This window comes from Aquimarina macrocephali JAMB N27, assembly GCF_000520995.1.
In the GTDB taxonomy this organism is placed as follows: domain Bacteria; phylum Bacteroidota; class Bacteroidia; order Flavobacteriales; family Flavobacteriaceae; genus Aquimarina; species Aquimarina macrocephali.
In genome coordinates this window covers 23,117-38,824 of record NZ_JACA01000025.1, presented here as the reverse complement: position 1 = coordinate 38,824, position 15,708 = coordinate 23,117, and the positions used below count along the sequence as shown (strand labels likewise).

Here is a 15,708-nt window from a genome sequence, read left to right as displayed (position 1 = left end):
CAATATTTCAATGTATTTTAGAAAATAAAAACAATGAAGTACATAATTGTTCTTTTAGTAGTACTCACTACAATACCTACCTTCTCACAAACCGATACTGAAGTATATCTTTTTGATATCATCAAAAAAGAAAAAACAATCATACTTAACAATCAAAGAAATATATCTAACAACAAAGGATATGATAACCAACCTTCCATTTTTAATGATACCATGGTTTTGTTTTCTTCTACCCGTAATAAACAAACAGATATAGTCGTATATAATAGTAAAAATGCTAAAATAGATTGGGTTACAGAAACCAAAAACGGAAGTGAATATTCCCCTACCAAAATCCCTAACAAAAATCAAGTTTCTTCTATTCGCCTGGATCAAGATGGAAAACAACTCCTTTATCGTTATGATTACAAAACCGGGGAGTCTAAAGTTTTATTAGAAGGACTTAAAGTTGGATATCATACCTGGTTTAATGAAGACATGCTCGTTTCATCTGTACTTGAAGATAATGCATTGTCATTGGTAGTATCTAATATAAAAAAAGGAACTAATCATACGTTTCAAAAAAAAATAGGAAGATCGTTGCATAAAATACCTAATACAAATCTGATTAGCTATATCAGTAAAGAAAATAAAGATTGGGAAATTAAATCAATTGATCCTATAACAGGAATCACCGAAAAAATCATACATACAGTACCTGGGTCTGAAGATATCTGCTGGCTACCAGATGGTACTATCTTGATGGGGAAAGGAAATACGGTTTTTAAGTTTAATCCAAAAACAGATTCTGGCTGGAACACCTTTTATACTTTTATGGATAAAGAAATCGGTCATATTTCCAGAATAGCAACAAATACTTCAGGAAGCATGCTTGCTGTGGTATCAGATATTTCTCCCGAGCATATTGTTCAAAAACAATTAGACGCCTACAATGCCAAAGATATCGATGCCTTTTTAGCTACATATAATGACAATGTGTTAATTTATGATTATCCAGATACAGTACGTTACAAAGGCAAAGAAGCCATGCGTCCTTATTATGATAAAAAATTTAAAACTGAACCCAATTTATTTTGTGAAATCAAACATCGTATTGTACTTGGTAATAAAGTAATTGATGAAGAATATGTTACATATAGTGATCGAATTGTAAAAGTGATCTCTGTATACGAAGTAGAAAATGGAAAGATTGCTAAGGTAACTTTTATCAGACCTCAACCTGACAATGATATTGAAAAGAATTCTGAAAATATCATTAATAAACAACTCGATGCCTATAATGCTAGAGATATCGATGCTTTTGTTGCCACTTATACCAAAGGTATAAAAGTGTATAATTTCCCTTACAAATTTTTATACGAAGGTCATGAGAAAATTAAAGAAGGATATACCAATTTCTTTAAAACCACACCTGATCTCAATTGTAAAATAAAAAATAGAATTGTAATGGGTAATGTAGTTATTGATGAAGAGTTTCTAACCATTAATAAACAATATTATAGTGCTGTCGCGATTTATGAGGTAAATAATGAGAAAATAACTAAGGTTGTTTTTATTCAGTGATACATACCATCATCTTATAAATTTGTTAAGAAACAATCATTACTTGGCTCTTTTATTTAAATTAGGCGATCAAATTCACACAAATGAGAACATTTTTCACGGCTACCCTACTTCTATTATCTACCATTTTAATCGCACAAACAGATCAACGTATTTATGATATCATTAATGCAGTCTCTGCAGATAGAATTGAAACCGATGTCAAAAAATTAGCAAACTTCGGAACTCGTAATACATTTAGCGACACTATTTCTCAGACACGAGGTATTGGAGCGGCCCGAAGGTGGATCAAAACAGAGTTTGAAAAAATCTCCACAGATTGTAAGAACTGTTTAGATGTATTTTATCAAAAAGATTTTGTAACCAAAGATATGGGATCCAGAGTTCCTCATGATGCCTGGGTGGTAAATGTAGTAGCCATACAAAAAGGAACAAAATACCCTAACCGCTATATTATTATGAGCGGTGATATCGATTCTCGAGCTAGTGATACTATGGATTTTACTACCGATGCTCCTGGTGCAAATGATAATGCCAGTGGAATGGCAGGAACCATTGAAGCCGCACGAGTATTATCAAAACATACTTTTGAAAATAGTATTATTTATGTTGGATTATCTGGAGAAGAACAAGGCCTCTTCGGTGGTGGTGGACTAGCAAAATACGCTAAAGACAAAGGCTGGGATATTATCGGAATCCTTAATAATGATATGATCGGAAACATTAAAGGAGTAGATGGAGTTATTGACAATAGAGCTTTTAGAATATTTTCTGAACCTACCAATCTTACTGATAACGAAAAGACTGTAAGACGTAGACGTTTTTATGGAGGAGAAGTCGACGGGATTTCGCGCCAATTGGCTCGATATGTACATAAAAATGTAAAAACATATATGCCAGAGATGAACCCTATGATGATTTATCGATTAGATCGTTTTGGTCGAGGTGGTCATCACAGACCTTTTAATGATTTAGGCTATGCCGGAATTCGAATTATGGAAGCGCATGAAAACTATACTCAACAACATCAAAATATTCGTGAAGAAAATGGGATCAAATACGGAGATGTTGTAGAACATGTTAATTTTAATTATGCCGCAAAACTTACTGCCGTAAATGCTATAAATCTAGCAAGTATTGCATGGGCTCCTCCTGCCCCATCTGAAGTAAAAATAGGCGGAATTGTAGAGCCTTCAGTAAAATTTAAATGGCAAAAAGCCAATGACCCAAATATTAAAGGTTATAAAATATACTGGCGAGACACCACTTCTCCTACCTGGGATCATAGTCGTTTTGTAGGAAATGTAGACAACTTCATTTTAGATGGCATTGTTATTGACAATTTCTTCTTCGGAATAGCCACTGTTGGAAAAAATGGACATGAGAGTCCTGTTGTGTTTCCATCAGAAACTTTTAGATAAATTACACAAAAGAATCTGTCAATAATTTCGAAACTAACACAAAATTGATTACTATATGAATTCTACTAACCTAACAGGTAGATATAAAGTATAACGATCGAGAAATAAACATACCATAGATGAACACGTTCTATACAATAGCATTCAGTATTTTAAGTTTTACCTTATTATCTGCACAAGAATCACAATTTACCAGGCAAGATTCATTGCGAGGATCAATAACTCCAGAAAGAGCATGGTGGGATTTAACCTATTACCATCTTGATATTGCTGTAGACCCTGATCAAAAAACTATTTCAGGAAAAAATACAATTCATTACAAAGTATTGAAAGAGCATAATGTAATGCAAATCGACCTGCAACCACCTTTAAAGATAGAAAAAGTACTTCAGGGTAATAAGCAACTAAAAGTAACATCCGAAGGTAATGCTCATTTTATAACACTATCAACTACACAAAAAGAAAATAGTAAAAATGCAATAGAAGTGTATTATAGTGGTAAACCTCGTGAAGCTGTTCGTGCTCCGTGGGATGGTGGTATCTCCTGGAAAAAAGATCAAAATGGAAAGCATTTTGTAGCTTCCTCTTGCCAAGGGTTAGGAGCTAGCGTTTGGTGGCCTAACAAAGATCATATGTATGATGAAGTAGATAGTTTACTAATTAGTGTTAATGTACCATCTACTCTTATGAATGTATCTAATGGTCGATTGCGTAAAACAGAAAAACATGACAATGGTACCAAAACATTTCATTGGTTTGTAAGCAATCCAATCAATAACTATGGTGTAAATATCAATATTGGGGATTATGTTCACTTTGGAGAACAATACGAGGGTGAGAAAGGAAAACTGGATATGGATTATTATGTATTAAAAGATAATCTTGGAAAAGCGAAAAAACAATTTAAAGACGCCCCTAAGATGATGAAAGCTTTTGAGCATTGGTTTGGTCCTTATCCTTTTTATGAAGATAGTTTTAAACTGGTAGAAGTGCCTTATCTTGGGATGGAACATCAAAGCTCTGTTACCTATGGTAATAAATATTTAAATGGATATCTAGGTAACGATCTTTCCGGATCAGGATGGGGAACAAAATTTGATTTTATTATTATCCATGAGTCTGGTCACGAATGGTTTGCCAATAATATTACATATAAAGATATTGCAGACATGTGGATACATGAAAGTTTTACTGCCTATTCTGAAAACTTATTTGTTGATTATCATTATGGTAAAAAAGCAGCTTCAGAATATGTAATAGGCACCAAAAGAAATATCCAAAACGACAGACCAATTATAGGTCACTATAATGTAAATAAAGAAGGATCAGGTGATATGTATTATAAAGGAGCAAATATGTTACATACACTTCGTCAACTCCTCGAAGATGATGAAAAATGGAGATCTATACTAAGAGGGCTTAACTCAAATTTCTATCATCAAACCGTTACTACTCAACAAATAGAAGACTATATTAGTACAGCTACAAAAATTGATCTTACCCAGTTTTTTGATCAATATCTTAGAGATACAAGAATCCCAACTCTTGAATATTCATTCGAAGAAGGAAAATTAAAATATCGTTATAGCGACATTGTAGATAAATTTGATATGCCTGTACGTCTTTTTATCGATGGTATTCCAGAATGGGTACAACCTAATGCCAAGTGGCAGACCAAAGATTTTAAAGGAAATAAACTTACAGTAGATCCTAATTTTTATGTAAATGTAAAAGAACTATAGTGTTATAAAATGACATCTTACCTTATTCCGTTTACTGCTGCTTTTATATTAGGAGTGTCCAAATCAGGACTCAAAGGAATGGGAATTGTAGTCGTAACTCTAATGGCACTGGCACATGGTGCAAAAGCATCTACAGGAATACTATTACCACTGTTAATTTTTGCAGATGTTTTGGCCGTACTATATTATAACCGACATGCTCGTTGGAAATATCTCCTTCAATTTCTTCCATGGATGATAGGTGGAGTTCTATTAGCCGTTTTTGTCGGAAAAGATCTTCCTGAATATATATTTAAGAAAGGAATGGCCGTGATTATCATTATTAGTGTGGTTATCATGTTTTTTTGGGAACGGTGCGATCAAAAAAACATACCTAATAAGCTTTGGTTTATTAGCACTACCGGGTTTGCTGCAGGTTTTACCACAATGATTGGGAACCTGGCGGGAGCATTTTCCAATATTTTTTTCATGGCAACCCGAATACCAAAAAATGAGTTTATCGGTACTGCTGCCTGGCTCTTTTTTATAATTAATTTGTTTAAACTTCCATTTCATATTTTTAGCTGGGATACTATAAATCTGAAGACATTAATTGTGGATTTATATTTGGTTCCGGGAGTTATCCTGGGATTTGTCATTGGGCTTAAGGTAGTAAAACGGTTTAAAGATCACCAATACCGAAAATTTATTTTGATCATGACAGCCATTGGAGGATTGGTTATTTTATTTAAATAATCACTAATCATATTAAATAATTATAGAGCATACATATTTAATAGATTAATAACTCATAGTTAAACTTTTAGTTAATTAATATCATACAAAAACAATAATGCTGCTAATTTGATAAATTTAGATATTAATCAAATTAAATATATATATCATGAAAAAAAAGCAGTTAAAAAAACTCAAACTTAACAAAAACACTATTTCTAAGTTTAGTGCTCAAAAAATTAAAGGAGGTACTGGTACAGGAGATTGTGATTCTAGTATTGCTCCAAATTGCAACTTTGCTTGTGCAACAGGAACATGTGTTTCACATAGAAATGATTGTTAAGTAGATAGGTTATTTCTAAAAATTATAAAACTGCCAAAAATTTAAACCTTTGGCAGTTTTTATATAGTATACAATTAAATAATCGCTAGTAATTTCAAATGTATATGAGAGTATAATTCTTTTTGAATAAATTAGGCAAAAAAAAAGAATCTTAAATAATGAAAATTACGTCTTTACCAAAATTACAAACCGAAAGATTACTCCTAAGGCAATTAAAAGAAAATGACAATCAGGTAATTCTCTTCTTACGATCTGATGAAGCTGTTAATGCATTTGTAAAAAGACCAAAAACAAATACAATAGAAGAGGCTAACAATTTCATTGACAAAATCAATAAAGGAATTGATGAGCAAAACTGGTTATTTTGGGGGATTACAATAAAAGATAATCCAGAGCTCATCGGTACTATTTGCTTATGGAATTTCTCTGAAGACAAAAAAACAGCAGAAGTAGGCTATGATTTACATCCTAAATTTCATAAACAAGGGATTATGAACGAAGCATTGGTAAATATCCTAACGTATGGATTTGAAGTTTTAAACCTAGATACTATAGAAGCCTTTACACATAAAAATAATGAACCTTCAAAAAAGTTATTGACTAAAAACAACTTTAATCATATTGAACATAGAAAGGATAGTGACAATCTAGACAATTTTATCTTTTCTATTTCCAGAAATAAATGACCTGAAAACCATCTCTTCAGGAAAGGTTTTTTTATTATCAATCAGAGCCTGCCTAGATTTCATATCATATTTGGTGATCAAATAATTTTGACAGGCTCTGGTTAATAAATTTAATTAGCATCTGTTCTTTAAACAGATAAAATTATTCTTTATAAAATATTTTAGAGATACTTCCTTCTTCAGATCGAGAATGTAATTTAATAATATAAGCTCCTTTAGATAAATTAGATACATCTATACTGTTCCCATTTCGATTTTTATATTCACCTACTTTTTTACCATATATATCGAATATCGTTATCATATATTCCTGATCAGAAACAGAGCTACTTATCTGTAATTGATCTTTTGCAGGGCTAGGGAATATTTTTATCCCCTGTAATTCTTTATTATTTTCATTAGGTAACAATGAAGATTTTACTCCATTCTGGCAATACGTTGCATTTTGATATGGTGTAATCGCAACAGTTTTATATACAGGAGCATTGCTATAATATTCACTTATTTTTTTAGCTAACCACTGGTCATCATCTCCGTTAGTGCCGATAGAACCTATTCCGGTAGTAGATCCTCCACCCCACAAAATAGAGAAAACATTCATATTTGCTAGTCTTTGCAGATTAGACGTTCCCCAATCATAACCATTATCATTAGCCAAATGTCCTCCTATAGTATTAGCTTCATAATGTGGAAGTGCTAATGCAATATTTTTCAGATCAGGATGAATCTTACTAAGGTCTGTTCCTATTCTACTATCTCCAAGAAAATAAGGAGCAGATGCAGAGGAGTGATTAGCAATATCAAAATTCACAATATTCTCATCTGTGGTAGGCATATGCCCTCCAGGAATTTGCCATAACATGATAGGTACATTACCTATTCGTTCTGCAATTTCTTCACAAAAGATCAGGTACATATCCCAATGTTTAGCTGTCCATGCATAGTTTTGTATTGCGGCTGGCCCAAAACAGTCTCTTTCATACCGGTCAAAAGCTATAAAATCTGGTTTCCACTCTCCTGTATATAACTCAAGACTATTCATAAAATCGGCTACTTCAATAGCTTCACTCACAGGGTCATTAAACTCTCCTGCTTTTTCAAACACCCAACGGGCAGAACCAGCGGCCCATACATTTTGCTGATACCCAAATGGAATTTTACATTCTCCAACATGATGAATCAAAAAATTAACCGACTGCAAATAACCTTTCAGATTATCAGAAAAAGAAGGAAGTCCTGTGATATTTAAATTCTCATCTTCAAAAGCTTTTTTGATATCTTGATTAACCTCTACTCGCATGGTTCTGATATTATGATCATTTCCAAAAACGACATCTTGTTGAATAGCGCCTATCAGATCGGGGCTAATTACAAAAGCTCCTGGATTAGGGTGATCAGTATCTTCATAACTCAAAATAACTTTAATTTCCTGAATCAAATTTCTATAATGAAAATATAAATTTTGATTTTCACTCAGATCTTTAATAGCTTCTAGTGATCCACCACCACTAGCATTAGCAGTATAATGTACCATTACAGGAAGTATTTTTCTTCCGCCTTGACTAGCTTCTAATCTTCGTGCCTGCTCGATAGTGTTTTTTGTAGGAGTCATATCAGGAATCTTACCTCTATCCCCTGCTCCGTCTAATCCCGAATATTTAAAAAGAGCGTTCAAAGGTGAATTCTTGAAATTATCATCAAAAGAAGCAGCAGCATTCGTTATGGTTCCGTGAGATAAGTATTTAGGAAAACCTTTGACTGTAAATTCATGAACAGAAGAAGCCGTAAAAGAAACAGCCAGAGTATTGCTATTTCCTGTAGCTACAGTAAAATTAGCAGTGTATTGAGGAGTATAAATAAGGTTATTAGCATTATCAGTATAGGCAGATATTGTAACAGCATAATTTCCTTCGAGAACCTGTGATATGCTATTACTACCATTAGTAATCTGTGTATTTTTATCTGCACCGTTTATATCATTATTCTTAAGAGCAATTGGTGCGGAAACTCCACTGGGAAGTCCAATTACATTAATAGTTACATTTTCTGTACGAATAGTAGATTTCGTATATCCTATAGTAATATTAGTATTTGTTTCAGAAGGTATGAATGATAAAGGTGATGATTCTTCATATGCACTTATATATTGAGTAGTACCTACGACAAAGCTATTTGCCCATATCTGGTATGGCTGGTCAATTCTTAGCGAAGAGATGGCAGATGTTGTAATTGTCTCTGTAGATAGAGTATTAGAACTCGTATTTTTATAGTTAACCATTACAGCATTAGCATCATTTCCAGTTACTGTGGTCGTCACATCTGTAAATAATGAAGGTGCTCCATTTTCTGTATAAAATCGTATAGAATCAGCGAGATCACTATATGATGATGTTACCGTTCTAAGGTCAACTCTAAGTTTAAAGCTTTCATTAGGAGATAAAATATGATCAACCCAAGACGCTTCGGGAAGTCCGATATTTAAAGTATTAATAAATTGACTTCCATCTTGCAGATGAGTCATCGTTACAGTTGGATATGAAATACTTCCATTAGGTGTAAAATTCACAAAGTTTGGAGTAGCATCAGATAAAAATTGAAGTTTAGCATTTCTAGTATTAATACCACTGTTTCCCGTATTTTTTACTTCTATATCAAGATAAACATCTCCCCAGGATTGAGGTGAAAAATCCATTTTTAATTGATAAGTTGCTGTGGGATTACTATAATCCCGAATAAAGGTTTGGGAATAGATACAAAAATTAAATAGTAAGCATACGACGAATAAGAGTTTGTGTTTCATTCTTTACGTTTTAAATAAGTTGGATTAATATATATTGAGATTCTTTAAAAGATATAAATAAGAGAAACGTATAAAAAACAAATTAGCTGAATGACTCTAATTTGTAGATTTTCCGAATGTTTTTTCAAACAAGAAGCAAATCATGAATTCAAAAAGAAAATAATTTTTAGTACATTAGATAGCATAAGGTGTGGTTAACAATGCATAAAAACTCAAGAAAGATGATCGTTATGATAATAGGTAGTATGGTAGTAATTAGTATCGTTACCCTTATCTTCCTTTTGAGTAAAGTTATGCCAAGTCCTAATTGTATTCTTTATGAAAACTATATTCTAATAAAAGAATCACCTTATTCTGATGAGTTGAGTGATTATGAAATTATAAGAGAAGAACAAGGGCTTAGGTTTAAAACCAGAAAAGGCTACTCCTTATTTATTATAAAGGTAGATTCTAAAGAAAATCAGGAAGTAAAATTAATGGGACTTGCCAGTTATGGTGCAAGAAATCATGAATTTAATAAGTACATATGTAATTTGGTACATCAAATAAATAACAAAAAAACACCGATTAAGTGTACACTTCATACTTAGATCTTCAATATATATATTTATAATTCACTTCCATAATCTCTACTATAAGCTACTAGATTTTAATAGAATCACCTCTACATTATCAATTCTCACTATTTTATCCCTAAATAAAAGTACACATACGGTATATGTACCTTTCACCCCCTACTATTCTTCGTTTCCCAGATGATAGCATATACATTTGTCTTGTAAAAAAAATTCATTAATTAAAATTGAAGAACTATATGAAGCTTTTAAAAATCTCGTTATTAACACTTTTCTTGACTGTTAATTTTACATCCCTGAATGCGCAATCAAAAACAAAATCATATAGCCTAAAAAAAGGGCATGTATTTGATATCATATTTCTGAATACCAAACCTGATACTAAACAAAAACTACAGCATTACTTTAAAGCTGTATTTCCTGTAGCAGAAAAAATGGGGTATCATAGATTACCTGGGATAGCTATAAAGGGAAGTCCAACTCAAGGTAATTATCATCCCGAAAGTATGATCTTTGGATATTGGGATACACTTGATGGAAGAGAAAAATTCTTACACGATATTCAGAAAACAATGCCTGATTTTCATGAAGAAAGAAGAAATCTCTGGTCTACTTTTAACCTTACCTATTATGAATTAAAACAGGATATTTCTTTTAGCATTAACCCTGAAAAATTTTCTATTGTTACCGCATATTGGTATAAAAACAAGTCTTCTTTTCAAAAGTTCAAAAAAGAATGGGTACAAAAAATGAAAAAATCAGGTGGTCAAATACAAGTGGATTTTGTAGAAGGTGCATCTCCTTTTGGATATAACTATAATCCAGACTATTTCGTTATTACTTCCTGGAAAAACAAAGCCGCTTTTGAACAGTTTTATAAAGAAAATCTAAAAATGGATCATAGTTCGGTGAAACATGTGAACCAGTTTCATATTAAGTAACTATTTTAGACCAACAAAAGCAGGTTATTTAATAACCTGCTTAATACATTATTATGCAGACACTTTTAAATCAACTCGTATACTTTGGGTATTTTCAGAGCTTATTTTTACTCTGTATTTACCTTTTTTCACCAAAAAACAGAAAAAACATTAATGGATATGTTGCTTTTTTAGTACTGGTCCTTATGATTGGTTTATCAGGTCGAGTACTTTATATATCTGATATTTTTGGTAAAAACTTTCGGCTGATTGCTTTTTCTGAGTTTGCAACACTCTTATTTGGATCCACAATTTACTTGTTTACCAAATCTTCATTATTAAACAAACGTTTTTCATATCAGGATCTGTTACACTACCTCCCTGGAATTTTCTATATTATTTTTGTAGTTTTTATGTTTATGCTCCCCACAGACGAGGTTATTGGGGCAAGAATTAAAAGTGGAGAATTATTTCGTACCATAACTATTTTTATTGGTACTGGTCTACTATTCAACATTACGTATTGGGTGATGAGTCTGCAGTTATTTCTTTCTTTTAGGAAAGAATTACGCAATGAATTAAGCTACACCGTAAAAACACAGTTTTTCCTTAATTTTCTTATTGCAATTGGTATTTGCTTACTATGCTGGGTAATTGTATACTTCATTAGTATTTTTGGGTTTGAAATGATAGAAAGAGCGGCAAGAGAAATGATTTGGCTAAGTATCGCTTTAATCATTCTTTTTATCGCCTATTATGGTATGATTTCTCCTGATTTATTTAAAATTATTCCCGGTAGAGTTCATAAAAAATATACGCAATCCAAGTTATCTAAATTAGATCTCGATCATTTACAAACCAAACTAGATCAGTTAATGGTAGAGAAAAAGCCGTATCTCAATAGAAAATTATTAAAAGCAGAACTTGCTGACATGCTGGGAGTGAGCAGTCCAGAAATAGCCCGTTTATTAAACGAAAATATCGGCATGAATTTCTTTGAATACATTAATTATCATCGGATTAAAGAATTTGTAGAATTAGCAAAAACAGATAAGGCTAAAAACTTCACCTTTTTCGGGCTGGCCCAGGAAGCAGGTTTTAATTCTAAAACTACATTTAATAAATCTTTCAAAAAGTTGATGGGAACGTCACCAAAAGAATATTTCACTTCTCAGCAATAAAAATAACATTTATTACTCGTTAACATTTAAGAAAAATTTCAAACTTAATTATTAGATATCTTCTATTTTAGAAACAAAAATAAAAGGTCGCCATCATGAATTATATGTTTAAAATTGTTTTAGTTTCTTGTATTAGTTTACTCGCCTACCAAACAAATGCACAATCCAAACAAGATTCTCTGGATATTAAACAAGTAGCTCTTGATTACCTCGAAGCGCAACACAATGTAAATCCTAAGCAATTTGAACGAGCTGCTCATCCTAGAATGGTAAAAAGGACTTTTTGGAAAAATAAAGCTACAAAGAATACCTTCGAGAAACGTTTACTGATTTTATGGTAATTCTCTCAGAGTTTTATAATCGTAACGGAGATAAGTTTCCCGAAAACCCAAAAAAAGAGGTTATTATATTAGATGTTTTTGACAAGACAGCTTCTGTAAAACTTATTGCCGATGAGTGGATTGATTATATGCATATTGTAAAAATAAATGGTACATGGAAAATTGTAAATGTCCTTTGGCAATTTAACGATTCATCCAAACATTAATCCCTCTACTTATAGGGATCTATTCAATAACTCTAATATTTACTGTACCTTATCAACCAACTATTGACTAAGTTCTAACAGGTCTTTTTTATTTCTTTTTATTTTTTTTATCCCACATGTAACAATTCACAACTTTCTGCATCAAAGGGGAAAATCAAAATAGAAATACAATAAAAATAAAGACATGAAAACATTTAGAATTACCTTATTAGTACTAATTATTGTAAACTTAGGATTTAGTCAAACATCGGCTATCAAAACTGAAATAGTTGGACAAGGAAATCCTGTATTATTTTTACCAGGTTTTACCACTCCCGGATCAATATGGAACAATACCGTTGAACATTTAACTACAAAAAGTGAAGCTCATCTTATTTCCTACGCTGGTTTTAATGGCAACCCTCCTATTGCAATGCCATGGTATGATACCATTAAAAAAGAGTTAATTGTATATATCAAAGATAGAAACCTAACCAATGTAACAATTATAGGACACAGTATGGGTGGAAATCTAGCTATTGATCTTGCTGCAGCACTACCCGATACAATTACCAGGTTAGTTATTGTAGATTCCATCCCTTGTATGAGAGAATTAATGATGCCTGGCGTACCAGAAAGTCAAATACAATACGATAGTCCATATAACAAGCAAATGCTACAAACAGAAGATACCCAGTTTAAACAAACAGCCACTATGATGGCCCAAAACATGACCAATAATAAAGATAAAGTAGATGTTTTGATCAATTGGATCATGGAAGCTGATCGCAAAACGTATGTATATGGATATACCGATTTATTAAAACTGGATTTAAGAAAAATTTTAAACAAGGTGACTGCAAAAACTTTAATTCTGGGAGCATCATTTCCTTCTGTAGAGGTCGCAAAGTCTAATTATGAAAAACAATATACTACTTTAGCAAACAAATCTATCAAGATGGCTTCAAACAGTAAACACTTTATAATGTTTGATCAACCCGAATGGTTTTATACAACAGTAAACGCTTTCCTGGCAAATGAGTAAAAAGAATCAACAACTTTTTGAGACCGTATATCGCCAGTGTTACCCTATGGTTCAGCAAATGTGTCTCGGTTTTATGAAAGGAGATATAGATATGGCTAATGATCTTTCGCAAGAAGTATTCATTAATATCTGGAATGCTCTCGAAAACTTTAAAGGGCAATCCACTCATAAAACCTGGGTGTATAGAATCACGGTAAATACATGCCTGCAATACATAAGAAAAGAAAAAAAGAAAAAGAGATTATCCTTTGATAAAATAGAACATGTACTGGTTGATGAGTCACAAAACCAGGATGCAGAACAAGAACAAGGATTGTATATAGCCATAGGCCAATTAGAAGAACTGGATAGGTTAATCATTATGATGGTGTTAGAAGGGCAGGACTATGAAACTATTTCACATGTTTTAGGTATTAAACCCACCAATGTTAGGGTAAAAATTCACAGAATAAAGAAACGACTTAAAAAAATATTAGATCATGAGTAATGAATTTGACGAATTGCAACGTAAGTGGCAAAAAGGAAAAAAAGATATCGAGAGCAATTCTGGAATACTAGAAGAGACATTATCTTCTATTACGTCTAAGAAAAATTTAAATGTTCGTTTTCACTACGGAAACATCATAATACTATCAATCACATTAATAGTAATATCTGCTTTTTTCTACTACATCGCTCCGGTAAAAGAAATACTAAGTAGAATTGGAGTAGCATTAATGATAGGAGGATTATTACTAAGAATAATAATCGAATGTATTAGTGTCTTAAAATCAAAAAAGATTGATGTAATAGATGATGTGCTAAAAACAACCAATGATACAATAGCATTTTACAAGTTCAGAAAACGTATTCATGGGCCAGTCACTATAACCATCATAGCATTGTACACTATTGGTTTTTATATGATCACTCCAGAATTTAGCTTATACTTTTCCACATGGAAAATGGTAATGATAGACGTTTCCTATGTTATTGGCGCTATTATCTTTATTAAGTTTGTTAGAAATAGTATTCAAAAAGAGATACGAACCCTTTTAGAAATTATCGAGCTAAAAAATAAAATTATTGAAGAAAACGAAGCATAAAAATCTTCTCTTTGCCCATTTAATAATCCTTAAAGAATATTATTTATTAGTATTTTAGCTTAAAATCAGATTATCAAAAATATCATTTTTGTCATACCACCCAAAGTTCATTTATTAGACATTAATGGTCCAGCACATATCTTTTATGAAGCCAAAGAATATGGGGCTGATATCGATCTTCATTTTGTTACCATAAACAATGAAGAGGAAATAAAAAGCAGTGCTGGGCTGTATTTTGCAAAACTTTCTAATTTTGAGAAATTTGAATTAACAGAGGGTGATTTTATTTTTATCCCAGGGATAGAATTTCAACTACTTTCTGATTCTGAATTTATACAAAAAAGTAAAGCTTTTTTTGATTGGTTACATATTCAATATTCTAACGGAGTCAACATCTGTTCTGTATGTACCGGAAGTTTTTTACTTGCAGAATCAGGATTATTAGATGGGCATAAATGTACAACGCATTGGAAATATTTTAAAGAATTTACTAATAAGTTTCGTAAAGTTGATCTAGTTAACAACAGATTATTTGTTGTAGATAATCGTCTGTACTCTAGTGCAGGAGTCAGTTCTGGTATTGATCTTTCTTTATTTATTCTCGAGCAATTATATGGTCCTAAGTTTGCTACAGACATAGCCAAAGAAGTAGTTATATATTTTCGTCGTAGCGAATCTGATCCTCAACTGAGTGTTTTCTTACAATATCGAAATCATCTAGACACTCGGATTCATGATGCCCAAGATTATATGACAAAACATCTCCATACTTCATTCACACTAGAAAATATGGCTGATTATGTACATATGAGTAGTCGTAATCTTACACGGCTCTTTAAAAAAACAACAGGAATTACTATTGGTGCCTATCTCGAAAAACTTAGAATAGATAAAGCCATACATCTTTTGTCCGATGGTAATAAAGTTAGCTATGTTGCCAACCAATGTGGATTAAAAAGTACGAACCAATTAAGAGCCTTACTTAAAAAACATAAAGGTGTATTGCCTGTTAACTTCACTTATATATAATATATCTGTCCTAATACTGCGCACACTTGTCCTTTTAAGATTTACAAAAGACATTTAATTTTGAAGAATTAATCATTA

The 15,708-nt window shown here is 32.1% G+C and carries 16 protein-coding genes and 1 pseudogene; 16 read left to right on the top strand and 1 reads right to left on the bottom strand.

Annotation, left to right across the window (positions count from 1 at the left end; translation table 11 throughout):
* Nucleotides 1–33 precede the first annotated feature (33 nt).
* The 6 genes from Z054_RS0115750 (at nt 34) to Z054_RS0115725 (ending at nt 6,469) form a co-directional block, all read left to right on the top strand.
* Nucleotides 34–1,563, top strand: coding sequence for a nuclear transport factor 2 family protein (locus Z054_RS0115750; protein WP_024771009.1), 1,530 nt, complete (start codon nt 34–36; stop codon nt 1,561–1,563).
* An 83-nt stretch (nt 1,564–1,646) separates the two neighbouring features.
* Nucleotides 1,647–2,984 (top strand): M28 family peptidase, encoded by a 1,338-nt coding sequence (locus Z054_RS0115745; RefSeq protein ID WP_024771008.1) that lies wholly within the window; start codon nt 1,647–1,649, stop codon nt 2,982–2,984.
* A 119-nt stretch (nt 2,985–3,103) separates the two neighbouring features.
* On the top strand, nt 3,104–4,726 hold the full coding sequence (locus tag Z054_RS0115740) for a M1 family metallopeptidase (RefSeq protein WP_024771007.1): 1,623 nt from the start codon (nt 3,104–3,106) through the stop codon (nt 4,724–4,726).
* A 9-nt stretch (nt 4,727–4,735) separates the two neighbouring features.
* On the top strand, nt 4,736–5,461 hold the full coding sequence (locus tag Z054_RS0115735; protein ID WP_024771006.1) for a sulfite exporter TauE/SafE family protein: 726 nt from the start codon (nt 4,736–4,738) through the stop codon (nt 5,459–5,461).
* Between the two features lie 148 nt (nt 5,462–5,609).
* A complete protein-coding gene (locus Z054_RS31775; protein ID WP_161635297.1) occupies nt 5,610–5,783 on the top strand; it encodes a hypothetical protein in 174 nt (57 codons plus the stop codon).
* A gap of 158 nt (nt 5,784–5,941) precedes the next feature.
* Nucleotides 5,942–6,469 carry a GNAT family N-acetyltransferase gene (locus Z054_RS0115725; RefSeq protein WP_024771005.1) on the top strand — a complete coding sequence of 176 codons (528 nt, stop codon included), beginning with the start codon at nt 5,942–5,944 and terminating at the stop codon, nt 6,467–6,469.
* A gap of 142 nt (nt 6,470–6,611) precedes the next feature.
* Here Z054_RS0115725 and Z054_RS30340 read toward each other — a convergent pair whose 3' ends face one another.
* Nucleotides 6,612–9,269 (bottom strand): T9SS type A sorting domain-containing protein, encoded by a 2,658-nt coding sequence (locus Z054_RS30340; protein ID WP_084050388.1) that lies wholly within the window; start codon nt 9,267–9,269, stop codon nt 6,612–6,614.
* A 221-nt stretch (nt 9,270–9,490) separates the two neighbouring features.
* On the opposite strand from Z054_RS30340, the gene Z054_RS0115715 reads away from it, so the two are divergent.
* The 10 genes and pseudogenes from Z054_RS0115715 to Z054_RS30330 all read left to right on the top strand — a co-directional run bounded on the left by Z054_RS0115715 (nt 9,491) and on the right by Z054_RS30330 (nt 15,630).
* The gene (locus Z054_RS0115715) at nt 9,491–9,859 is read left to right on the top strand and encodes a hypothetical protein (protein WP_152538579.1); all 369 of its coding nucleotides are present in this window, start codon (nt 9,491–9,493) and stop codon (nt 9,857–9,859) included.
* A gap of 224 nt (nt 9,860–10,083) precedes the next feature.
* The gene (locus Z054_RS0115710; RefSeq protein ID WP_152538578.1) at nt 10,084–10,785 is read left to right on the top strand and encodes a hypothetical protein; all 702 of its coding nucleotides are present in this window, start codon (nt 10,084–10,086) and stop codon (nt 10,783–10,785) included.
* Between the two features lie 53 nt (nt 10,786–10,838).
* Nucleotides 10,839–11,945, top strand: coding sequence for an AraC family transcriptional regulator (locus Z054_RS0115705; RefSeq protein ID WP_024771001.1), 1,107 nt, complete (start codon nt 10,839–10,841; stop codon nt 11,943–11,945).
* Nucleotides 11,946–12,040: 95 nt separating this feature from the next.
* Nucleotides 12,041–12,286, top strand: coding sequence for a nuclear transport factor 2 family protein (locus Z054_RS32595; protein ID WP_262482439.1), 246 nt, complete (start codon nt 12,041–12,043; stop codon nt 12,284–12,286).
* The gene (locus Z054_RS32590) at nt 12,280–12,492 is read left to right on the top strand and encodes a nuclear transport factor 2 family protein (protein WP_262482438.1); all 213 of its coding nucleotides are present in this window, start codon (nt 12,280–12,282) and stop codon (nt 12,490–12,492) included. Before Z054_RS32595 ends, Z054_RS32590 begins: the two co-directional genes overlap by 7 nt.
* A 184-nt stretch (nt 12,493–12,676) precedes the next feature.
* Nucleotides 12,677–13,516 (top strand): alpha/beta fold hydrolase, encoded by an 840-nt coding sequence (locus tag Z054_RS0115695; protein WP_024771000.1) that lies wholly within the window; start codon nt 12,677–12,679, stop codon nt 13,514–13,516.
* Nucleotides 13,509–14,003, top strand: a complete 495-nt coding sequence (locus Z054_RS0115690; protein WP_024770999.1) for an RNA polymerase sigma factor — start codon at nt 13,509–13,511, stop codon at nt 14,001–14,003. The genes Z054_RS0115695 and Z054_RS0115690 overlap by 8 nt, the downstream gene beginning before the upstream one ends.
* Nucleotides 13,996–14,601, top strand: coding sequence for a hypothetical protein (locus tag Z054_RS0115685; protein ID WP_024770998.1), 606 nt, complete (start codon nt 13,996–13,998; stop codon nt 14,599–14,601). The genes Z054_RS0115690 and Z054_RS0115685 overlap by 8 nt, the downstream gene beginning before the upstream one ends.
* Before the next feature lie 69 nt (nt 14,602–14,670).
* Nucleotides 14,671–15,150 (top strand): annotated as a pseudogene (locus tag Z054_RS32725) (DJ-1/PfpI family protein); the annotation flags it as partial.
* 201 nt (nt 15,151–15,351) lie between these two features.
* A complete protein-coding gene (locus Z054_RS30330; protein WP_024770996.1) occupies nt 15,352–15,630 on the top strand; it encodes a helix-turn-helix domain-containing protein in 279 nt (92 codons plus the stop codon).
* Nucleotides 15,631–15,708 lie beyond the last annotated feature (78 nt).